This is a genomic window from Bacillus sp. FSL K6-6038 (assembly GCF_038050455.1).
GTDB lineage: Bacteria > Bacillota > Bacilli > Bacillales > Bacillaceae_G > Bacillus_A > Bacillus_A pseudomycoides.
This window is the reverse complement of the sequence record NZ_JBBOUH010000001.1, coordinates 2,016,190-2,037,056: the sequence shown is the minus strand read 5'-3', so window position 1 is coordinate 2,037,056 and position 20,867 is coordinate 2,016,190. Positions and strand designations below refer to the sequence as shown.

General features: G+C 34.8%; 22 protein-coding genes. 9 read left to right on the top strand and 13 right to left on the bottom strand.

What is annotated here, in order from left to right:
• Positions 1–506 precede the first annotated feature (506 nt).
• Positions 507–1,583 carry a spore coat protein CotH gene (cotH, locus tag NSQ40_RS10440; RefSeq protein WP_097786786.1) on the bottom strand — a complete coding sequence of 359 codons (1,077 nt, stop codon included), beginning with the start codon at positions 1,581–1,583 and terminating at the stop codon, positions 507–509.
• A gap of 190 nt (positions 1,584–1,773) precedes the next feature.
• On the opposite strand from cotH, the gene NSQ40_RS10435 reads away from it, so the two are divergent.
• The gene (locus tag NSQ40_RS10435; protein ID WP_341286106.1) at positions 1,774–2,475 is read left to right on the top strand and encodes a CotG/ExsB N-terminal domain-containing protein; all 702 of its coding nucleotides are present in this window, start codon (positions 1,774–1,776) and stop codon (positions 2,473–2,475) included.
• A 57-nt stretch (positions 2,476–2,532) separates the two neighbouring features.
• Here NSQ40_RS10435 and NSQ40_RS10430 read toward each other — a convergent pair whose 3' ends face one another.
• From NSQ40_RS10430 to NSQ40_RS10405, 6 genes are all read right to left on the bottom strand, one after another.
• Positions 2,533–3,150 (bottom strand): phosphoserine phosphatase 1, encoded by a 618-nt coding sequence (locus tag NSQ40_RS10430; protein ID WP_097786784.1) that lies wholly within the window; start codon positions 3,148–3,150, stop codon positions 2,533–2,535.
• Between the two features lie 18 nt (positions 3,151–3,168).
• A complete protein-coding gene (locus NSQ40_RS10425) occupies positions 3,169–3,711 on the bottom strand; it encodes a short-chain dehydrogenase (protein WP_003197109.1) in 543 nt (180 codons plus the stop codon).
• A 25-nt stretch (positions 3,712–3,736) separates the two neighbouring features.
• Positions 3,737–4,153 (bottom strand): FosB/FosD family fosfomycin resistance bacillithiol transferase, encoded by a 417-nt coding sequence (gene fosB / locus NSQ40_RS10420; RefSeq protein ID WP_018765467.1) that lies wholly within the window; start codon positions 4,151–4,153, stop codon positions 3,737–3,739.
• A 57-nt stretch (positions 4,154–4,210) separates the two neighbouring features.
• Entirely contained in the window at positions 4,211–5,872 is a 1,662-nt protein-coding gene (locus NSQ40_RS10415; RefSeq protein WP_097786783.1) for a peptide ABC transporter substrate-binding protein, read from the bottom strand.
• Positions 5,873–6,019: 147 nt separating this feature from the next.
• Positions 6,020–6,964 (bottom strand): DUF2628 domain-containing protein, encoded by a 945-nt coding sequence (locus NSQ40_RS10410; RefSeq protein ID WP_003206921.1) that lies wholly within the window; start codon positions 6,962–6,964, stop codon positions 6,020–6,022.
• Between the two features lie 206 nt (positions 6,965–7,170).
• Positions 7,171–7,623 carry a methylated-DNA--[protein]-cysteine S-methyltransferase gene (locus tag NSQ40_RS10405; protein ID WP_003197104.1) on the bottom strand — a complete coding sequence of 151 codons (453 nt, stop codon included), beginning with the start codon at positions 7,621–7,623 and terminating at the stop codon, positions 7,171–7,173.
• Positions 7,624–7,756: 133 nt separating this feature from the next.
• Here NSQ40_RS10405 and namA point away from each other — a divergent pair, with 133 nt between their 5' ends.
• Complete coding sequence (gene namA, locus NSQ40_RS10400; protein ID WP_097786782.1) at positions 7,757–8,797, top strand: NADPH dehydrogenase NamA; 1,041 nt, start codon at positions 7,757–7,759, stop codon at positions 8,795–8,797.
• 43 nt (positions 8,798–8,840) lie between these two features.
• On the opposite strand, the gene NSQ40_RS10395 is transcribed toward namA, so the two are convergent.
• Complete coding sequence (locus NSQ40_RS10395; protein WP_003197100.1) at positions 8,841–9,500, bottom strand: oxidoreductase; 660 nt, start codon at positions 9,498–9,500, stop codon at positions 8,841–8,843.
• Positions 9,501–10,046: 546 nt separating this feature from the next.
• Between NSQ40_RS10395 and NSQ40_RS10390 the strand changes: the two genes are divergently transcribed.
• The 3 genes from NSQ40_RS10390 (at position 10,047) to NSQ40_RS10380 (ending at position 12,741) form a co-directional block, all read left to right on the top strand.
• A complete protein-coding gene (locus NSQ40_RS10390; protein ID WP_033796080.1) occupies positions 10,047–10,997 on the top strand; it encodes a metal ABC transporter substrate-binding protein in 951 nt (316 codons plus the stop codon).
• Between the two features lie 140 nt (positions 10,998–11,137).
• A complete protein-coding gene (locus NSQ40_RS10385; protein WP_003197096.1) occupies positions 11,138–11,608 on the top strand; it encodes a GNAT family N-acetyltransferase in 471 nt (156 codons plus the stop codon).
• A 278-nt stretch (positions 11,609–11,886) separates the two neighbouring features.
• A complete protein-coding gene (locus tag NSQ40_RS10380; protein WP_018765465.1) occupies positions 11,887–12,741 on the top strand; it encodes an alpha/beta hydrolase in 855 nt (284 codons plus the stop codon).
• Between the two features lie 31 nt (positions 12,742–12,772).
• On the opposite strand, the gene NSQ40_RS10375 is transcribed toward NSQ40_RS10380, so the two are convergent.
• Positions 12,773–13,723 carry a CobW family GTP-binding protein gene (locus NSQ40_RS10375; RefSeq protein WP_033796079.1) on the bottom strand — a complete coding sequence of 317 codons (951 nt, stop codon included), beginning with the start codon at positions 13,721–13,723 and terminating at the stop codon, positions 12,773–12,775.
• Positions 13,724–13,995: 272 nt separating this feature from the next.
• Between NSQ40_RS10375 and NSQ40_RS10370 the strand changes: the two genes are divergently transcribed.
• Together NSQ40_RS10370 and NSQ40_RS10365 are read left to right on the top strand one after the other, a co-directional pair.
• Entirely contained in the window at positions 13,996–14,898 is a 903-nt protein-coding gene (locus tag NSQ40_RS10370; RefSeq protein ID WP_003197089.1) for an aldo/keto reductase, read from the top strand.
• A gap of 78 nt (positions 14,899–14,976) precedes the next feature.
• A complete protein-coding gene (locus NSQ40_RS10365; protein WP_018765463.1) occupies positions 14,977–15,123 on the top strand; it encodes a hypothetical protein in 147 nt (48 codons plus the stop codon).
• Positions 15,124–15,171: 48 nt separating this feature from the next.
• On the opposite strand, the gene NSQ40_RS10360 is transcribed toward NSQ40_RS10365, so the two are convergent.
• Both NSQ40_RS10360 and NSQ40_RS10355 read right to left on the bottom strand, forming a co-directional pair.
• Positions 15,172–15,756 (bottom strand): GNAT family N-acetyltransferase, encoded by a 585-nt coding sequence (locus NSQ40_RS10360; RefSeq protein ID WP_003197085.1) that lies wholly within the window; start codon positions 15,754–15,756, stop codon positions 15,172–15,174.
• 321 nt (positions 15,757–16,077) lie between these two features.
• Positions 16,078–17,550, bottom strand: a complete 1,473-nt coding sequence (locus NSQ40_RS10355; protein WP_097786781.1) for a flavin monoamine oxidase family protein — start codon at positions 17,548–17,550, stop codon at positions 16,078–16,080.
• A gap of 181 nt (positions 17,551–17,731) precedes the next feature.
• Here NSQ40_RS10355 and NSQ40_RS10350 point away from each other — a divergent pair, with 181 nt between their 5' ends.
• Together NSQ40_RS10350 and NSQ40_RS10345 are read left to right on the top strand one after the other, a co-directional pair.
• Positions 17,732–17,935 (top strand): DUF3896 family protein, encoded by a 204-nt coding sequence (locus tag NSQ40_RS10350; RefSeq protein ID WP_003197079.1) that lies wholly within the window; start codon positions 17,732–17,734, stop codon positions 17,933–17,935.
• A gap of 92 nt (positions 17,936–18,027) precedes the next feature.
• On the top strand, positions 18,028–19,029 hold the full coding sequence (locus NSQ40_RS10345; protein WP_003206914.1) for an LLM class flavin-dependent oxidoreductase: 1,002 nt from the start codon (positions 18,028–18,030) through the stop codon (positions 19,027–19,029).
• A 55-nt stretch (positions 19,030–19,084) separates the two neighbouring features.
• Here the strand turns inward: NSQ40_RS10345 and NSQ40_RS10340 are convergent, their stop codons facing one another.
• Complete coding sequence (locus NSQ40_RS10340) at positions 19,085–20,035, bottom strand: alpha/beta hydrolase (RefSeq protein ID WP_018781332.1); 951 nt, start codon at positions 20,033–20,035, stop codon at positions 19,085–19,087.
• Between the two features lie 304 nt (positions 20,036–20,339).
• On the bottom strand, positions 20,340–20,795 hold the full coding sequence (locus tag NSQ40_RS10335; protein WP_097786780.1) for a DUF3939 domain-containing protein: 456 nt from the start codon (positions 20,793–20,795) through the stop codon (positions 20,340–20,342).
• Between the last annotated feature and the right edge of the window lie 72 nt (positions 20,796–20,867).

Here is a 20,867-nt window from a genome sequence, read left to right as displayed (position 1 = left end):
TGAACATCATGTTGACCACACAAAATGAGAGTAGGGAAATGAATATATCTTAATTTCTCTCGAATATCATACGTTTTAAGATCTTCATTATAGGCACGCATTCTTTTTCTAATTATTTTATTAAAATATTCATTATATTTCTAATGAACCAAATCTCCCTGTCCCATTCGGTTGTATTTTACCATATATAACCATTATTTTGTTAAATCATTACTCTAATTGCACTCTTTTTTGAGCAATGAAAGACTAATCCCCATATACACTTAAAGAATGGTGAGATCCCTAAAAATTACCAATCTTCTACAATCATTTTACTAATAGACGCATTATTACTTTGATGTTCCACAACGTCGAGCAATTGAAACCTACTCAAATAAGATGAATCTTTAATCTTTCGTTTTTTGCTCCCTCCTTCACCTAATATAAATTTTAATATAGTAATCTTACTACTCGCTAATAGCGGGATAACAAAAAAGAGATTGATAACGAATCAATCCCTTTTCACATTATGTTAATTCATGGAGGTGTTCTTCAATATATTGCCGACGATTATTGATATATTGAAAAATCATTTCTGCTTCTTTATCAAAAATGTCTATTTTATCTTTCATATAAGGATCTTGAATAAGATACGGACGAATCGCTTCGCACATTCCCTCTACTTGTGGCCTTATAAAAGAAACCGTAAATTTTTCCTCCAAAATTTCTTCAAGGATATTGCGGTAACGTTTTCGAAATACTGGTATATCAAGAATTCTGGCACTCAATGTATTATACCCTTGAATTCGAATATATTCATGATTAAGTGGCCTTCCCTCTACATCACGGCCCCATGTAGCATCATAATCCCATGGTATCACTTCAAACAAATGCGTTTCATCATTATGATACAATGCATAGTTATGAACAAACCCATCAAAGTTTTGAGTCAAAATAACACCTGCTAACCATCGCAAATATTTTTCAACATCAAGATAATTCACTATTTCTTTTTCATATTTTTCTCGCGATAGTGCATTTGCCTGATAAACGAATTCACTAAGCTGTTCTTCACTATGTTCATTCGCACATTTAAACTCATAGCCTGCAGATAAGTTTGTTTTAACATCTTGATCACGCTCACTTATTAAAGAAAAATTCGCATCATCATCAATCGCATAATAAATTGACCCACTCGGTAATTTACGGATTTTCAAAAAATTCTCATCAACAGATTCTAATTGCAAATATACCCCTTGAATTTGACCATTAATTTTAATAAAAACATGCTGAGATTTTGGTGAAAGCACACCAATATCACTAAAGAAGTCAAGCGATAATTTATTTCTTATAAGTGACGGATCCTTAAACTCAGAATTCAAATGAAACTCTTTCACCCCTTGAAATTGTTTCGGCTTATAGAACATAACATGATATGATTTTTTATCAAATTCTCGAATATGTGCTCCCCGGTATACAATGTCAATATCATACTTTCTTTTCCCATATGTTAATTTAGCAGGCACTGGACTATCAGACCAAATGTCCTTCTTTAATTCAACAAGATACATCGGATGAATAAAAAAATCATAAGAAGGCAACATGTTCTCCCATCCCTTCTTTTTTTCTCCATTTAATGTATGCTCATTGCTTTGTCCATGTCCATATATCCGCTATATGTCTATTTTTATTGAAATCTAAGCTCTTGTCTCATACAGAAGAAATTCTCTCCTCATATCCTGATTAATGTAAAAGGATACTTTTTCATTTTAATTAGCGATAAGGAGGGTTTCTATGAAACGTGATATTCAAAAAGCCGTTGAGGAAATCAAAAGTGCAGGGATGGAAGAATTTTTACATCAAGACCCAAGTAAGTTTGATTGTGACGATAATAAATTTTCTGGTCATAAATGTACAACAAGCTGTAAATGTCCTCGAACAAAATGTACACGTGTGAAAAAATGTACGTTCGTTACAAAATGTACGCGTGTGAAAAAATGTACGTTTGTTACGAAGCGTACTCGTGTACGTGTACAAAAGTGGACATTCGTTACAAAATGTACGCGTGTGAAAAAATGTACGTTCGTTACAAAACGCACACGTGTGAAAAAATGTACGTTCGTTACAAAACGCACACGTGTGAAAAAGTCCACTTGTGTTACAAAACGGGCACGTGTGAAAAAGTCCACTTGTGTTACAAAACGGACACGTGTGAAAAAGTCCACTTGTGTTACAAAACGGACACGTGTGAAAAAGTCCACTTGTGTTACAAAACGGACACGTGTGAAAAAGTCCACTTGTGTTACAAAACGGACACGTGTGAAGAAATGTTTCTGTAAAAAATGTGTTTTTATCCGTAATCATGATAAAAAATCTTGCAATCACTCATGGGATGATGACTGTCATTCAAGCTGCCATGAGTGCGATCATCACAAACATTCATCTTGCAAACGGAAAAAAGTCGATCACTTCTGGTTTAGAAAACGTAATTGCTAATTCTTTATCCCTTATTGTTAACAGTAAACGTAAAAAGATCGCTCTATTGCGGTCTTTTTATACTTGCTGAAAATGACTTATATCGGCAAACTGTTTAACACTAGCCTCTTTTCCTTCAAATTCAATGATACTTAAGCTCGCACTATGCATAAATGGATCATCCCACACTCTTTCAACAGAAAGACCAGTAAAATGTCCCACAAGTAATTTTGCAGCTGCTGCATGAGATACGATTAAAATACTTTCCCCTTTATGTTTTTCTAAAAGAAGGTTTACTCCTTCTATCACCCGACTATGCACATCATAGAAATTTTCGCCTGATGTCGAACAAAAACGATGTGGCTCATTCCAAAACGTATGTACTTCCTCTGGGTACTGCGCTTCCAAATCCACAAGCATTTGCCCTTCCCAGTTCCCCATATTAATCTCATAAAAGTTCTCATCAGCTATAATTGGAATATTCCGCTCTCCTTTTATTAACTCTGCCGTATGCATTGTTCTCCCGCTTGGACTACTATATATCGCATGAAGTGGTATATCCTTTATATGATCCCCTAACTGCTTTGCCTGTAATATCCCTTTTTCGGTTAAATTAGAATTTTTTCTCCCTTGCATACGCTTTGCCACATTCCACTCTGTTTCTCCATGACGTGTTACATATAAAGTCGTTTTCATTCGTTTTCTTCCCCCTCATCAAATTGGTCGTAATTCCCATGGTTCCAATGTTCCTACAATACAATCACTTTGTTTACTCTGAATTCCTGCTATAACTCCATCAGTAATCTCTTCATGAGTCAACCACCTTGAATGTTCACCTTGTAAAATAAACCCTAATAAAATTCTATGATAATTACAGAAAGCACTTCCTATTTTTTGACGTTCCAATCGAGATGCACTACTCCCTAATATATGAAACAAACTATAGGATTTAGAATGTAATTCAATTTCTTCACAAATTACTTGAAGCGCCTTTTTAGCAGTTGTATGTACCCAAGCTACGACTAATCTGATAGGTCCATTTTGTTTAATCGTATCTTTAATAGATTGTTTCAAAGCATCACTATCGTGGTAATCAAGAGAAATACATGTAACATTTCTTGGAGCATTACATGTATTTTTTACATCTTCTAACCTATTCCTATCTCGTCCAATAACAGAAACATAAAGCCCTTGATTACAAAGCCAAACGGACACTTTCTTCAGCATCCCTGTCCCTCCAATAACGAGCGCATGCATGCTCTTCCCATCCCCCTTTATTTCATCAATAAAATTTCATATGTGGTTTTGCTTCCTTATAATACTTTAAGCGATCCTGCAGTGTACCTGAATGAAACTCAAACTTATGTCCATCTGGATCAATAAAATAAATAGACTGACAATCTCTTACATCACGTTCTCTTCCTTGTAAAATATGAACTTTATTCTCCTCTAATCGCTTTAATAGTCGACCAAAATCCTCTTGTTTAACAGAAAATGCAAGATGTGTATATGACTGATGAATTTCATTTCGTGCAATATCTGCTTCTTCATTGAGTGCCACCCACACTCCACATATATCAAAATATGCGAGTTTTCTTCCTTTTACTAATAACTTCCCCTCTAATACTGTTTCATAAAATTGAATAGATCTTTCTAAATCTGAAACCGAAAAACAAAGATGATTAAAGCCATTTATCAACATAAGTCCTCCTTACAAAATAAGAGATGAGCGAAAATTCGCGCATCTCTTATTATACTATTTTTTTGTAATATACGCCCATTTATAACTAAAATCGCCGCCGAATGTATGATTTGCAATTCCTTTTACATATGTTTTTTCTAAATATGCTGTACTTTGCTGATAAGTAGGTGAAATCGCTGTATCTTCTCCAATTAAGATTTTTTCAGCTTCTGCAAGTGCTTTCCAGCGCGCTGCATCATCTTTTAACAACTCACCTTTCGATTTAGCAACTAGGTCATCATATTTCGGATTTGAATACGCCATTTCATTAAATGTACTTCCTGTAATAAACATATCAATATACGTCATTGGATCTGGATAATCTGGGCTCCATGCTGATAGTGAAAACTCATATTGTAATTTCTTCTCTAAATCTAATTTCTGTTTATACGGTTGTTGTTTCAAATTCACTTTAATTCCAGGTAAATTTTTCTCAAGCTCTTCTTTAATAAAGTCGCCAACTTTTTTCCGGCTACCATTATCATCGTTTAGTAATTCTACCGTAATTGTATCTTGACCCAGTTCTTTTTTCGCTTCTTCCCATAACTTTTTCGCTTTTTCCGCATTGTCTTTACTATCACGGAAGTTTTTATTTACAGTACGAAAATCTTTTCCATCCGGACCTGTTGTGAATTTTTCTGGTACTAAGAAATATGCTGGTAATGAGCCATCATTTAAAATGACATTTGCAATACCTTTTTTATCATAAGCTAAATCAATTGCTTCACGCACTTTTTGATTTTTAAATGTTGCATTTTGTTGATTAAAACGTAAGAAATACATACGCGGATCTAGTTTCGTTTTGAATTCATCTGGCTTATTCTTTTTATATTTATCAACAAACTCTGAAGTTAAAATTACGCGGTCGGCTTGATCATTATCATATAGGTTCACACCTGTGCTCGTTTCTTTTACGACACCGACATTAATTTCTTCTAGTTTTACAGTATCTTTATCCCAATAATTTGGATTTTTCTTTAATTGATAGCTTTGCTCATGCTTCCATTCACTTAACGTAAATGGTCCATTGTATAAAATTTTATCAGCTTCTAATGCATACTTATCACCTTGTTTTTTTACAAACTTCTCATTTAAAGGGAAGAATGTTGGAAATGATGTAAGATCAAGAAAATATGGAGTTGGTTGTTCTAGTTCTACCACTAGTGTCTTATCATCCTTTGCTTTTACACCTAGCTGATCAAGTGGTAGTTCCCCCTTATTAACTTTTTGAGCATTTTTTACATCAAATAAAATGAATGCGTATTCAGCTGCTGTTGCTTTATCAAGCGCACGTTGCCAGCCATATACAAAATCTTGTGCACGAACTGGCTCACCATTCGACCACTTTGCATCTCGTAATTCAAAAGTATATGTTTTCTTATCTTCACTAATCTTCACATCTTTTGCCATACCTGGAGTTCGCTTGTTATCTTTATCTAATCGATATAAACCCTCCATTGCATTTACAAATACTCGAAATGATACGGAATCTGTTGATTTTGATGTATCCATCGAAGGAATTTCTGCTGTTTCTAGTAAGTTTAGCACTTGTTTATCGGCCATCCCCTTACCTGTTTCTTTCTTCGTTGTCGATGCTTTCTCCCCATTCCCGCAACCTGCAACGAACATACTTGTTGATAATGCAAGTGCAGCAAGCGTTGAAACTTTTTTCTTCATTATTCCTTCCCCCAATCTGTATGTATACAATAAAGCATGTATAATATTATTATACAAAAAATTCTGATTATTTTAAATATTTTTCTTTCCTAAAATAAAAAAAGAAATGAATGTAAAAGCTGCTCCATCTGCTTTTACATTCATTTCTTATAACATTTCTTTTTTTTCATCTTTTTGTAATCCGTCATCCAACTCAAAAAGATCTTGCGTACGAAACACATCTTCCATCATTTTCAAAAACTCTTTTTCACCTTGGGGCTCACCGTTAACTGTAAGAGAATAGGGTTCAATTTCATGCAACCTGTAATCGACAACAAATTGAATGATAATTTTTTGTCTTGTCATACCATGATTGTATCCATGAAATTCTACTAATTCCAATCCATCTCCCCCGCGGTAATAAACCCAGGTTGGTTGCTTAAAATGCTGTTCAAAAGATTCCCCAATAGAAAAAAAAGGATACTCATAAAGGGAACTTGCTCGTACTTTTTGAATAACATCTTGATCTGTAGGAAAGAAAAAGTGACTCATGAATATACTAGCAGCTGTCAAAATTGTAACAATAGCCGCTCCCATTTTACTTGTTCCTCCACTATCACGGATGAGATAACGCTCAACATCTCCATTCGTTACCCCTCTTGCTTTTATCCGGTATATTTTCCGCTCAGCAAATCGATAATATAACCCATTTGCAAAAATTCCGACCCCTATCATCATTAAAATGAGCAATAAAAAGGTAAGGGGAACCATGTTAATAATGGGGAGTGCTACATTGAATCCCATATAGTATGAAAATGCATCACAAGCTACTAATAAAATTACAAATAAACAAGCAGGTAAGTAATATTTTCGATAACCAAACCATCCGACATTGAAAATAGCAGCCCATCCATTCCAGCTCCACCTTGCTATTCGTTTCTTTTCTTTATCCCATTTTCTTTTATAATATGGATAATGTGCTCCCACATATTGTTCCATATTTTTTTCGATTGGTGAGGTCTCCTCTTTTGTTCCATTATGTAAAGTTTGCTGACAATCTTCACAATTAAATTGACCTTCAGGACAAGGATTCCCACAATTTATACAACGCAAAATAATCCCTCTTTCCCTGATTTATCCCCTACTTATACTTCTGTTGTCCAGCATACTAAAAAATTTAGCTATTTAACAAGATGATTCCTCCCCGCAAATAACAGGTTAAACCATTCGTATGAAACATAGAAATACTTACTTTCTACTAGACTTTGTTATCCTCTAAGCAATGAAAACTACTATCTCCATTTGAAAAGAGTTTTATCTTATTGCAAAATCCCCTCATGTTTCAATAACCATTCTTTTCGCCATAGACCACCTGCATATCCAACTAACTTTCCACTTTTTCCAATTACACGATGACACGGAACAATAATAGAAATCGGATTGCGACTATTCGCTCCTCCTATTGCACGCACCGCCTTTGTGTTACCAACCTTTTCTGCAATATCCAGATAGGAAGCATTCACTCCATATGGAATCGTATAAAGTGCATCCCAAACACTCTTTTGAAATGGTGTTCCAACCGCTGACAGTGGTACTGTAAATTCAGTTCTCTTTCGATTAAAATATTCATCTAATTCAGCGAGGCACTGTTCTACAATTTGATTTTTATTCTCTTCTTTCCGTTCCTCTACAAAAATAACAGAAGTAATTCCTTCATCATTTGCAGTAATTTCAAGCAAACCTATTTCGCTTTCATAATAAGCTCGGTACATGCCCCTATCCCCCAATTTAATTTATTTCAATAATTGTAACATAAATGTACAAAATTTCGGGAATAAGCGTTTCATTATGGAAACAAAAATGATGATGATACAATAAAGGAAACTACAATAAGGGGGAATAAATATGAACTATCAGCTTTTTTCACCTTATACGATTAAAGATGTTACATTAAAAAATCGTATTGTTATGTCACCGATGTGTATGTACTCTTCAGAAAACGAAGATGGAAAAGTGACAAATTTCCATCTTATCCATTATGCGTCTCGCGCAGCTGGTCAAGTAGGCCTTGTTATGCTTGAAGCTACAGCTGTTGTACCTGAAGGACGTATTTCTAATAAAGATTTAGGTATATGGAATAATGATCATATTCCAGGGTTACAAAAAACGGTGTCCCTCGTCCATGAAAATGGGGCAAAAGCAGCTATTCAGTTAGCCCATGCTGGTCGAAAAGCTGAATTACATACAGACTCTGTAGCACCCTCGGCTATTGCATTTAATGATACAATGAAAACCCCAATAGAAATGAATAAACTGCTAATCAAAAAAACAATTTCTGCTTTTCAAGATGCCGCATGCCGTTCCAAACAAGCAGGATTCGATATTATTGAACTCCACGCGGCTCACGGCTATCTCATTAATGAATTTCTCTCTCCATTATCTAACAAACGAACTGATGAATATGGCGGATCACCTGAAAACCGTTACCGTTTCTTAAAAGAAATCATTGATGCTGTAAATGAAGTTTGGAATGGTCCTTTATTCGTTCGTATTTCTGCAAATGACTATCATCCTGAAGGATTAACAGTCCATGACTATGTTCAATTTGCAAAATGGATGAAAGAACAAGATGTAGACGTAATTGATTGTAGTTCTGGGGCAGTTGTACCTGCACAAATCGACGTTTATCCTGGCTATCAAGTAGAGTATGCAAATCATATAAAAAGACAAGCACACATTGCGACAGGCGCAGTAGGATTGATTACAAGCGGGATACAAGCAGAAGAAATTTTAGCAAATAATGAAGCGGACTTAATCTTTATCGGTCGCGAATTACTTCGCAATCCATATTTTCCAAGAACAGCAGCTAATGAACTTGGATTTGAATTACAAGAGCCCCACCAATATCAACGTGCTCGTGGTAAAATAGCCCCGACTCGCCGCTAATACGCAATAATGAAAACGAGAAGGGCTCCCCTTCTCGTTTTCATTATTCCATCATTGTAATCTCTGTAGAATTATAAATATGGACACCAGATTCTTCACGTAGTGCCGCTAAGTACATCCCTTTTGCAACCTGCTCAGCTGTAATCGGCTTATACTTTTTTAAAGTACCATTAAATACAAATGGCAAAACACCAGATATCTTCTCAGCCATTCTTTCTCCAAAACGAAATTCTTCTCGATCTCCTAGCAATAGTGATGGTCTAAATATATGAATCCCACCGATTACTAACTTTTGAAGTTCCTCCTCCATCTTCCCTTTTACTTGTGAATAAAAGAAAAGTGATTTTGGATTAGCACCCATAGAAGAAATAACAAGAAAATTTTGTACACCTTGTTTTTCTGCTAAACAGGCCGCTCGTAATGTATATTCATAGTCTACTTTTTTAAAATTCGCTTTCGTTTTCGCTTTCTTAATTGTTGTCCCAAGACAGCTAAAAACATCATCAACAGCAAAAAATTCTTTATACTCTTCTAATATAGAAAAGTCAACTTGTTTCTGCTGTAACTTTTCATGTTCCCATTGCAGTGGCTTTCTTACAAAAACCATAACCGAATCATAGTAATCTGAGTCAAGTAATAGCTGCGTCACTTCTTGTCCAACTAAACCACTCGCACCGAGTACTAAGGCTGTTCTTTTATTCATTTATCTTTATACCTCTTTATCTAATTTTATACCGTCCAAACAGGCAGTACAAATCCTATTTCTAGGAGTTTCCTTTTTCTTATTCTATCATAAGTAAAGCACTATGCGTGATGCAAGTGCTTTACTTACTCTTCTCTCCTTTTTTCTCTGTTGGTAGCTTGGTTATTATCCTAGAGTCACCTAGATTACTTATTAATGTCTTGAGGAAAATCAAAACACATGTTAATGGCAAAACTACTGCTAGTATCAATAAGATTGCTTCCATTATGTAATCCAATTACTCATCCCCTTTTCATACCCTCTACCTCAATATATGAAAGGAGTGTTGTCACATATGCGACATTCATAAAAATTAATACTGTTCTTTTTGACAACTTTATAACAAAATCAAATCGGAATGATTATTATTTATTGCAACTTTCGTAAAGATGTATTATACTAAGTTCGCAACTTAAAACGTAATTATTCCGTTTTATAACAAAAAGATATTTTTTCTCTTATTTTGGAGAATATAAAATTGGAAAAGAAAGAAAAGAGGAGAATTACATGAAGAAAAGGTTAATGGTATTTTCTTTTATACTTATTTTTACATTAATTTTTGCTGGGTGTGCCAGCAAAAAAGACGGAACTGCAAAAAAAGATGGAAAACTTTCTGTATATACAACTATTTTTCCACTTGCTGATTTCGCTAAAAAAATCGGTGGTGACTATGTAAATGTTGAAACAATTTATCCACCTGGCGCTGACTCTCATACATATGAGCCAAGTCAAAAACAAACGGTACAAGTTGCGAAGGCAGACCTATTCGTATATAACGGCGCGGAATTAGAGCCGTTTGCAGAAAAAATGGAAAAAACATTAAAAAAAGAGAACGTAAAAGTTGTTAATGCATCTAAAGGTTTCGATCTTATCGCTTCATCAGAAGAAGAGCATGAGCACGAGGAAGGTCATAAAGAAGAAGAAAATCACCATCATGACAAAGACCCACACGTGTGGCTTGATCCTACACTCGCGATGAAGCAGGCTGAAAAAATTAAAGATGCACTCGTAGAATTGCAACCAGATCATAAAAAAGAATTTGAGAAAAACTTCGCCGCCCTACAAACAAAGTTCACTGACTTAGATGATCACTTTAAATCTGTTGTTTCAGAGGCAAAAACGAAAGATATTTTAGTTTCTCACGCTGCATATGGATATTGGGAAAAACGCTATGGCTTAAAACAAATACCAGTTGCTGGCATCTCCGCTTCTGATGAACCATCACAAAAAGAACTTGCTAACATTACAAAAACAGCAAAAGAGCATGGTTTAAAATATATTTTATTTGAAACATTCTCTACTCCAAAAGTAGCAGAAGTTATTCAAAAAGAAACAGGAACGAAAATTTTACGTTTAAATCACCTTGCTACTATTTCTGAAGATGATGCAAAGAAAAATAAAGATTACTTCACATTAATGGAAGAAAACGTGAACACTTTAAAAGAAGCTACAAACTAAATTTATATTTCCTTTCAGACAGTTGAAACATATTCAACTGTCTTTTTTCATATTCAGCAGCTTGACTTCAACAAAATAACAAGTAAAATTATCCATATTAGTTTTAAAGATATACTATGTTATGAAAGCGAGTTGGAACTATGAATCTTCACATTTGTGAAGTAACAGCAAATAATTGGCGTTCAGTCGCTGCTTTAGACGTAGCAAAGGAGCAGCAGCAATTTATTGAAAGCAATGCATTTTCTTTAGCGGAATCCCTATATGAAGAAAACGGAACGTCAGTAGGCTTATATGATGGAGAAACACTTGTTGGCTACGCAATGTATGGTTGGTATTCAAAAAAAGATGATAGCGTATGGCTAGATCGTTTTATGATTGATTACCATTTTCAAGGAAATGGCTATGCGAAACGTTTTCTCCATCTGCTTATCCAGTATTTACAACAAAAATTTCAATGCAAAAAGATTTATTTAAGTCTTCATCCAGAAAACAAACTAGCAATGAAACTATATGAGTCTTTCGGTTTTCACTTAACTGGTGATATAGACGATGAAGGACCAGTTGTTGGTGTTGTAATGGAATTACGGATAAATGAAAGTATAAGCCTGTGAAAACAGGCTTTTTATTATTTTCTACTAATCTTTGTTTATTAATAGAAGAACAAGATGGTCATGTTTCCTATTCTACCTCCGCATCAAAAATATAATTGTTTCACTTTTTTTCATTAACTAAAGATGTAATGCTAAACATTTACCGTACAATAATGTCCTTTTTTCTACAAAGTAAACACTACTACTTTTAATAACTATACTCCAAAAGAATAAAAACAATCTTTCAGCGAAAATATATGTACATATATGCAAAATCAGTAGTAAATGGAGGGTTTGTTTTGAAAATATTCAAGTTCTTATTCGTAAGCCTTTCTGCTATTTTAATCATGCTTAGCAGTAATAGCTTCCATATCCCAGCAGAAGCTAAAATAGAGACAGATATTGATGTAATACGTCAAAAACCAATTACGTTTGTACTCGTTCACGGCGCTTGGGGAGATTCTAGCTATTGGGATAAAACAGCTAATGAGTTGAAACAAATGGGACATAAAGTATATACTCCTACCTTACCTGGGCATGGAAAAGATACGAATAAAGCTGTAAAACACACTGATTATGTCAAATCAGTAGTCAACTATGTGAAGGAAAGAAATATAACGGATTTTGTTCTTGTTGGTCATAGTTTTGGTGGTACTGTTATTTCAAAAGTTGCCGAACAAATTCCAGATCGAATCCACAGACTTGTCTTTATGAATGCATTTGTTCTAGCAAATGGAGAAAGTGCAGCTGATGAAATCCCAGCCGAAGGAAAAACGCTTTGGACCGAGCTTGCGAAAAAATCGAAAAATAATGCTATCCAATTGCCTTTTCCTATTTGGCGAGAAACCTTTATGAATAATGCTAATCTCGACTTAGCGAAAAAAATTTACGAAACTGTTACACCAGAACCAGCTGGACCACTTTTTGAAAAGCTGGACCTTACGAAATTTTATCAATTAAATATTCCAAAAAGTTATTTCTATTTAACTGAAGATATGGCAGTTCCACAAGGTAAAGATTCAGGATGGCACCCTCACATGTCAAATCGCCTTGGATTATTTCGTTTAGTAACTACACAAGGTGATCACATGACTATGTTTCATGCTAAACCAGCAATTGTCGCGAAGAAATTAGTTGAAGCCGGCAGAGATTAATAACAAAAATAAGCCTGCTAAATTAGCAGGCTTATTTTACGCACTCTTTAAAATGTTCTTGGAACCATTCTTTATTAATATCTTTCCCGATAAAGACCACTTCACTCACGCGCTCTTCTCCCTCTTGCCACTCTCTATCGTAAGAAGCAGCAAATAGTGTATGAACACCTTGAAAAACAATACGGCAATCTACTCCATCGATCGATAGAATTCCTTTATATCGATATAAATACTCTCCTAACTCTTGAACTACAGCTGACATCCATTCGTTTAACTTTTGCAAATCTAACGGCCGCTCTTCACGTAATACAAATGATTTTACACCTTCTAAATGATGATGCTCTTTATGTGGATAAATCTCTAATGTATCACGCGTTTTAAACGTTTGAATTTCTAACAAGACCGGTATATCTACTTCACAATTTATCGTTGGGATTAATTTTGCTGTTGGATTAATCCCTTGTAATTCAGTAAGGAGTTCTTTCTCTTCTTCCTCTCCAACTAAATCTAATTTATTTACTAAAACCATATCTGCAAAAGCAATTTGTTCTTTCGCTTCTAGCCCTTTTTCAAAATGTTTATGTATATGATAACTATCTACCACTGTCACAACACCATTAATTTTGTATGCTGACTGAATAACTGGATCTAAAAAGAACGTTTGGATAATCGGCCCTGGGTTTGCAAGACCTGTCGTTTCAATCACTAGACCATCAAAATCCATTTTCCCTTCTGCTTTTACATCCAATAACTGTTTTAAAGCAACAAGTAAATCTTCACGCACTGTACAGCATAAACAGCCATTTGTCATTTCCATAATTTCTTCTTCTACATTCATAATTAATTGATTATCGATGCCAATTTGCCCTATTTCATTTACGATAACCGCTAATTTCTTTCCATGTTCTTCCGATAAAATACGATTTAATAATGTTGTTTTCCCCGATCCAAGAAAACCAGTTAAAATTGTTACTGGAATCATTTCGTACATCTCCTTATAGCTATATCTTCGTACATTATACCATACAGATAAAGTGAAACTTCCATCAGTAGGGTTTTTCTTCATCCCCCACCTATCTTCCTCGTTTCGCTCTTACTCTTGAGGTGGGGGCTTACTGCCCGTTAATGCGAGGTAAAATCGTTTTTTACAACAAAGACATATTCATTGTAAGTACAGTCCAATAACTATATAATAGTACCGAACAAGAAAGCCTTTTCAAAAATATCATCATTCATCAAGGGGGTCTACTCAAAATGGAACGAATTCAAATGGCTAATAACCTTGAATTCTCTCGTATCATTCAAGGATTTTGGCGTTTAGCAGAATGGAATATGCCAAAACAAGAATTACTTTCTTTTATCAAAAATTGTATGGAGATGGGGATTACAACTTTTGACCACGCCGATATTTATGGAGGATATACGTGTGAATCATTATTCGGGGAAGCATTACAATTACAGCCTTCTTTACGTGATAACATGCAAATTGTCACAAAATGTGGAATCGCTCCCTTATCTCCGAAGTTTCCAAAGCGATATGTCGCTCACTATAATACAAGTACGAAACATATTGTAAAAAGCGTGGAACAGTCACTACAAAACTTACATACTGATTATATTGATTTGTTACTGATTCATCGACCTGATCCATTTATGGACCCAAGTGAAGTGGCAGAAGCTTTCACACGTGTAAAACAAGAAGGAAAAGTCCGTCATTTCGGTGTATCTAACTTTTTACCGTCTCAATTTAATATGCTTAGCTCATACTTAGATTTCCCGCTCATCACAAACCAAATTGAAGTATCTGCGATGCAGCTTGAACATTTTGAAAAAGGTACAATCGACTTATGCCAAGAAAAAAGAATTAGCCCTATGATTTGGTCTCCTCTTGCTGGTGGAGAAATCTTTACAGGACAAAATGAACGTGCTGTACGCTTACGCAAAACTTTACAAAAAGTCGCAAATGAACTGAATGCTGATGGCATCGATATTGTCATGTATGCATGGCTACTTGCTCATCCAGCAAAAATGATGCCAATCGTTGGCTCTGGTAAATTAGATCGCGTGAAGTCAGCTATCGCTGCAACAAAACTTACATTAGATCGTCAGCAATGGTTTACCATCTTTGAAAGTTCGAATGGACATCCCGTACCTTAATGTGCTAGCACATTATAGTAGGTATTGAATACCCCACTCCTTTTTATGTTATAATTTCCACAAAAAGGATATCCATTAATGAATAACTCAAATAAAAATTACTCTTGGAAATTATTCGAAATTTGGTTATCTATTCCAAGAAGTGCACGACTTGCATTCTTATGGGCTATTATTTTAGGAGCTTCCTATTTAGGATGGGTAAAAATCATTAAACAGTTCTTATAATGACTAAAACTTAATTAATAATACAATTCAAAAAGAAGAGCTAATACATTATAGCTCTTCTTTTTCATACCTGTTTCTTGTCATCGCAAACACACATGTATCCCTGAGTCCCTTGCCATCTACTGCTACACTGCTGCTTTCTAAAATCCCTTCTAATTTAAAACCTAGCCTCTCAGGTATCGCTCTACTTTTTACATTTCGTAAATCACAGCGAATCTCTATCCTGTTTGCCTTTAACTCAGAAAAAGCATAATCCATAATACCTTGCGCAGCTTCTGTCATATAACCTTTTCCACCAAAGCGCGAATCTATCCAGTATCCAATTTCAAATCTTGGTATCTCCCAATTAATACGATGCAATCCAGCAGAAGCTACAAATTCGCCTGTGTCTTTTAAAAATACTAGTAATCTCAAATCTTCACGTTGTAAAAATTGAATATGTGATCTTCTTATACTCGCTTCGATTTCTTCTTCTGTTTGTTCTTTTTGAGCAAAAGTCATCCAAGGTTTTAATTCTTCTAACGATGCATTGATAGCTTCATATACTGCCTTTCCATCCCCTGGTTTTGGCATTCGAATGAGAAGCCTGTCTGTGTAAAATTCAGAAGGAAAATCAAGTAATAATGGATTCATTACAAACACTCCCTATTGTTCTTTTATATATAATAACATTTAACACTATATATAAATACAAATTAAAAAAACGGCATAAAGTCTTTCTTTTTCAGATGGAAGAGAGCATCCGACCATGCATAGAAGCAGTCAAATCCTTTTCCTGCCCCATGCCCAGTGAAAACAAAGAGAGAAAACAAGTGCAAGTCACTTTTTTCTCCGTAGCAGCGACTTATATAATAAATAACTTTTCTGAACTTCACTTATTTTCAAACCAAATTCATACATACCTATCTCTAATTATATTCGTCACGACACTTTCCTTCCTCTTACTATTAATACTCATACAATCAATTGATTCACCTCTACAGCTGTACGTATTCCAGACTCAATTGCGCCTTGTATCCACCCATGATAAAGTGTTGTATGGTCTCCTGCAAAATATATTTTCCCCTCGGGTTTTACAATAGCTGGCTGCAGTTCTGTTTCTTGACCCGCTTGAAAAATCGCAAACCCTCCTAATGCATACGGGTCCAGTGTCCAATTTTTTGCTACTCCTGACATAAATTCATCATATACTTGACCACCTAATATAGTCGCTAAGTTTTGTAATGTATAATAAATACGATCACCTTTCGACAATCCATCCCATAATAATGCATCGTACGACCATGTATAGCTCCCAAGCATCATAGCCGGTCCCTTAGTCCCAATACCATGGCTTGGATAATACGCATAGCGAATTGGTAAATCTGTAATAATCCTCCCCCCTAATTGACCCTGTTCTTCCCAAAAGCGACTTTTAAATTGAATTCCTATTTTAGTAGCCGCCATATAATGTAGTTCACGAATTGCTCTCCACTTTTCATGTGATACAGAATCGAATGGATCAATTTCAACAAATCGCATTGTGGAAAATGGAATTGTAATAATAACTAAATCACCTGTTATACTGCTATATCCAAATGTCTCTTCATGTCTGCAATATGCTGTCACACCTTTATCATGTTGTTGAAGCTTCATTAATTTTTGATTGTAAATAATATCTCCCTTTAACTGCGGCAAAAAAGATTTTGGCAATTTATCATTGCCCCCACTAATTTCACAAAAACCACTTTCTTGCTGCAAAATATATATAAAACGTAACGTTTCAACAAATGACCTTTCTAAAAATCCTTCTAAATCTAAAAGTACACCAATCATCTCAATTGCTACTGGTGAAAAATACGTATTATATTGATAAGGATGATATTTTAAAAACTGTGCTGTTGAATACTTCCCAAAGTCTTTTTCAACAATTTCCCAATTTTTATCTGGATTTCTTTTAATGAAATCAATAATTGGCTGCACTGCTAACAATAATAATTCTTCAGATGTTTTTCCTTCTTCATTCATCACTACTGGATATCTTAAAATACTTGGATTTTTCTCGTATTGTTGTAATGTCGTTTTTCTACCATTCACATAAATAATATCCGTCTCATTTCGATTAATAAAAGGGGTCACTTGTAGCTCAAACTTTCTTATATAAGCCATCGTTAATGTATGTATATATGGAATGCGCATTGCTCCAACATCTAAATATAATCCGGTGTCTTCCATTCTAATAGTCTCAATTCGGCCTCCTATACGGTTATTCGCTTCTAAAATTTTCACATGATGTCCTGCGCTTTTAAGTAAGGATGCTGATACTAAACCAGCCATTCCAGCACCAATTACAATGATTTGTTTTGGCTCTACTGTTTTCGGTAATCCCTTATCAATAATTCCCACCATTTTATCAGTTGTGACATGGGATTGTGTATGCACTCGCATCATTCCACCCCTTACTTTGAAAATACAAAACAGTGATTCTCTGAATTGTATTCATGAGTATAGTAGAACAACACTTTTTTCTGAATATTCACTAATAATTCACAGAGATTTGCTCTCATCATCCCTTTCTTATCATATAATGAAGATATAGATAGGAAATGTAAGGAAGGGATTGATAAATATGAAACGTACTTACGACTATCCTGAAACAAAAAAACATTTGGAATTGAAAAAACAACTACTATGCAAAAAATTATTGGATGTAAATTTAAGTGAAGATGATCGTAATCAAATTAAGATGGAAATCGATAACTACGAATATATTTTAACATTAGTGGAAATGAATCATTATGAACGTGGAATTTCTCATAACAAGCGGATGTGAAAGCATTCGCTTTTTCATGTGAGCATTTCTTTACGCATTTTTCGTAAGTAAATATATAATAGAATGTACATTAAGATAGAGAGGTATTTTCTATGATTAAACTAAGTGTATTAGATCAATCCCCTATTTCCGATGGCAGTACAGCAACTGAAGCTTTTTCCAATACAGTAACACTTGCTCAAGAAGTGGAAAAACTAGGATTTACTCGCTTTTGGGTGTCTGAACATCATAATTCTGTCAGTTTAGCTGGTTCAAGTCCTGAAGTGCTCATATCTCATATTGCAGCGAAAACAAATCGCATCCGTGTGGGGTCCGGTGGCGTTATGCTTCCACACTATAGCTCATATAAAGTCGCTGAAAATTTCCGTGTATTAGAAGCGCTTTATCCAAATCGAATCGATCTTGGAGTTGGTAGAGCACCAGGTGGTATGCCCATCGCAACTCGCGCGCTGCAAGAAGGAAAAATGATTTCACTCGACCAATATCCAGAACAAATTCAGGATGTAGCCATGTACTTACATGACAACGTACCTGAAAATCATCAATATGCAAACCTAAAAGCTTCGCCTGTCATTCCTACTGCACCTGAAATATGGATGCTTGGATCCAGTGGAGAAAGTGCCATGGTTGCAGCAAAACAAGGGGCTTCTTTTGCCTTCGCTCAGTTTATCAACGGCTATGGTGGTCCTGAAGTGATGAAAGCTTATCAAGAACAATTCCAACCATCTTTCTTAGGAGACAAACCAAAATCAATTGTTTCTATTTTTGTTGTTTGTGGAGAAACGACTGAAGAAGCTGAGAAAATTGCGTCTAGTCTAGATTTATCAATTCTATTATTAGAACAAGGAAAACGCACAACTGGTACCCCTTCCATTGAAACAGCACAAAACTATCCTTATAGTGCCTATGATTTGTTCCGCATTAAAGAAAATCGGCAACGTATGATTGTAGGTGATCAACGTTACGTCAAAGAACAAATCTTAAACTTGAGTAAAGCTTACAATACTGAGGAATTTATGATTGTAACCATCACCCATCAATTTGAGGATAAATTAAAATCGTATCGTTTATTAGCAGAAGCTTTTCATTTATAATATACAAAAAAAGTGCGTCACATAAAGTGATGCACTTTTTTTCAGCCTAAGTTTTTTATAAATCTGTACCCTCAATATATTTAACTGCTTCTTGTAAGATTTCTTCAAAATTCTCAGGGTAATCGTGATTTAAGTTAGAAATAACCTTATACTCATGATTTATATTTTTCGTTTCCAATCGTTTCACAAACTTCTGTGTACATTCAAAGCAATCTTCATCCTGATCTCCACAAATAATATATCCCTTAATACCTTTATCTTTCAATTTATCCAGCAAGTCTTCCCACTCTTCAATCTCAGGAATCCATGGCGCTACAAAAACAAAGCCTTTTACAATAATATGTTCGTTTAAGATTGCATGTAACGCAACTCTTGCTCCAGCGGAAAATCCTCCAATAATTACATGCTCTACCTCACCATGATTACTAGCTACAATACTTTCATAGTGTTCCTTTAACTCACGAGATCCCTTTTCTATATCATCCCATACGTATCCTTCTGAAAATTGAATTTGAGAAGACTGCGGTAATGCTAATAAATACCCTTGAGACACAACGGATTGCCAATATGGTTCTGCTATCTTTATATTTTCTTGATCACCATGCAATGCAATAAGTAGATTGTTATGAATACCGCTATTTCCTTGTATAACTTTCAAATCAAATTGTTCAGATTTCTTTGCTACCTCTTCTCTTTCTTTACATAACTGAATCATCTGATGAAATTCTTCATATCTATGAAGGGGGTTCAAATCGGCATCTGTAATTAAATACTCATACCCATACCAAAACTCATTTTCTACAATCGCTTCTTTCATTATATGTAAGGCTTCTTTCTCAAGCCCAGATGCGCTTGCTAATGCATATTTAAAATTATATATTTGAGCTTTATTACCAGTTATCTTATCAGCATTTTTGGTAATATAATGGTATGCTTCTAAACTACCATCCTTTGCATAACATTCTAATGTCTCATTTAACAAACCAATATAAGTAATCTTACTCATCCACACTTACCTCCCGTAACCTTTTTAGGAATATATACTTCTCTAACACGGTTTCAGTCATCCTAAGGTTCCGGTAAATACATACTGTCAATTTTTGAATATCAGATTAACAGTAACTCCCCCTACTCTTAGGATGACGTTTGCTAACTGACTTACAATTTTTCATAATACATCACTCCTTTCTATCTCTTACATACAATTAAATACAGAATTAACAGAAAAGTCAATCTATAAATCGAACTATACTATACTTTCACATTTCTTTTCAACAAAAAAACAACAATATATAATTGTTGTTTTCATGTTAAACAATATTTTTTTTACTTTTATCTGGCTGACTTGAAACTAAATAATGCTTCTCTGAAATATATAATTTTCGCTTTAATATACGATCTAAATACGGCGCTAGTTTCATTCCACATATAAGACGATCCTCATCACCTTCTACAATAGGAAACATTTCTTTTTCTGTAACATATTGGTCTACTGCTTTTTGCACAAGATCAATCTCTTTTACGAGTTTTAGATTTTCTTCTGTATGTTCAAATACCTCGAGCGTTTCCTTCGTTATAATGAACGTATTTGTAGGAAATGCTGGTAAATACGGTTTTAACAAGTCATAATTCACTGTATAATCTTCATTGACTAATACTGTATAAACAATATTTGCATTTGTTTCCAGAAATTTAGCCATTGCTTGCTCTAATTCGTCTTTCGTAATTGACCTCTCCTCTTTTCCACTTTTGAAAAAGCGAAACATTGCATCGCCTCCTTTTTACTATATTATACCATAGAAAGAAAGCTGAAAAATCATAAAAAAACCTATTGAAAG

What these genes read in the sequence shown, in the direction of transcription:
- NSQ40_RS10360 (WP_003197085.1), bottom strand. Translation starts at nt 15,756, where the DNA reads ATGAATCCATTATTACTTGATTTTCCTTCTGAATTTTACACAGACAGG.
- NSQ40_RS10390 (WP_033796080.1), top strand. Translation starts at nt 10,047, where the DNA reads ATGAAGAAAAGGTTAATGGTATTTTCTTTTATACTTATTTTTACATTA.
- NSQ40_RS10405 (WP_003197104.1), bottom strand. Translation starts at nt 7,623, where the DNA reads ATGTACCGAGCTTATTATGAAAGCGAAATAGGTTTGCTTGAAATTACT.
- NSQ40_RS10340 (WP_018781332.1), bottom strand. Translation starts at nt 20,035, where the DNA reads ATGAGTAAGATTACTTATATTGGTTTGTTAAATGAGACATTAGAATGT.
- NSQ40_RS10430 (WP_097786784.1), bottom strand. Translation starts at nt 3,150, where the DNA reads ATGAAAACGACTTTATATGTAACACGTCATGGAGAAACAGAGTGGAAT.
- NSQ40_RS10370 (WP_003197089.1), top strand. Translation starts at nt 13,996, where the DNA reads ATGGAACGAATTCAAATGGCTAATAACCTTGAATTCTCTCGTATCATT.
- NSQ40_RS10385 (WP_003197096.1), top strand. Translation starts at nt 11,138, where the DNA reads ATGAATCTTCACATTTGTGAAGTAACAGCAAATAATTGGCGTTCAGTC.
- NSQ40_RS10415 (WP_097786783.1), bottom strand. Translation starts at nt 5,872, where the DNA reads ATGAAGAAAAAAGTTTCAACGCTTGCTGCACTTGCATTATCAACAAGT.
- namA (WP_097786782.1), top strand. Translation starts at nt 7,757, where the DNA reads ATGAACTATCAGCTTTTTTCACCTTATACGATTAAAGATGTTACATTA.
- NSQ40_RS10355 (WP_097786781.1), bottom strand. Translation starts at nt 17,550, where the DNA reads ATGCGAGTGCATACACAATCCCATGTCACAACTGATAAAATGGTGGGA.
- NSQ40_RS10435 (WP_341286106.1), top strand. Translation starts at nt 1,774, where the DNA reads ATGAAACGTGATATTCAAAAAGCCGTTGAGGAAATCAAAAGTGCAGGG.
- NSQ40_RS10335 (WP_097786780.1), bottom strand. Translation starts at nt 20,795, where the DNA reads ATGTTTCGCTTTTTCAAAAGTGGAAAAGAGGAGAGGTCAATTACGAAA.
- NSQ40_RS10350 (WP_003197079.1), top strand. Translation starts at nt 17,732, where the DNA reads ATGAAACGTACTTACGACTATCCTGAAACAAAAAAACATTTGGAATTG.
- NSQ40_RS10425 (WP_003197109.1), bottom strand. Translation starts at nt 3,711, where the DNA reads ATGCATGCGCTCGTTATTGGAGGGACAGGGATGCTGAAGAAAGTGTCC.
- NSQ40_RS10365 (WP_018765463.1), top strand. Translation starts at nt 14,977, where the DNA reads ATGAATAACTCAAATAAAAATTACTCTTGGAAATTATTCGAAATTTGG.
- cotH (WP_097786786.1), bottom strand. Translation starts at nt 1,583, where the DNA reads ATGTTGCCTTCTTATGATTTTTTTATTCATCCGATGTATCTTGTTGAA.
- NSQ40_RS10375 (WP_033796079.1), bottom strand. Translation starts at nt 13,723, where the DNA reads ATGATTCCAGTAACAATTTTAACTGGTTTTCTTGGATCGGGGAAAACA.
- NSQ40_RS10395 (WP_003197100.1), bottom strand. Translation starts at nt 9,500, where the DNA reads ATGAATAAAAGAACAGCCTTAGTACTCGGTGCGAGTGGTTTAGTTGGA.
- NSQ40_RS10345 (WP_003206914.1), top strand. Translation starts at nt 18,028, where the DNA reads ATGATTAAACTAAGTGTATTAGATCAATCCCCTATTTCCGATGGCAGT.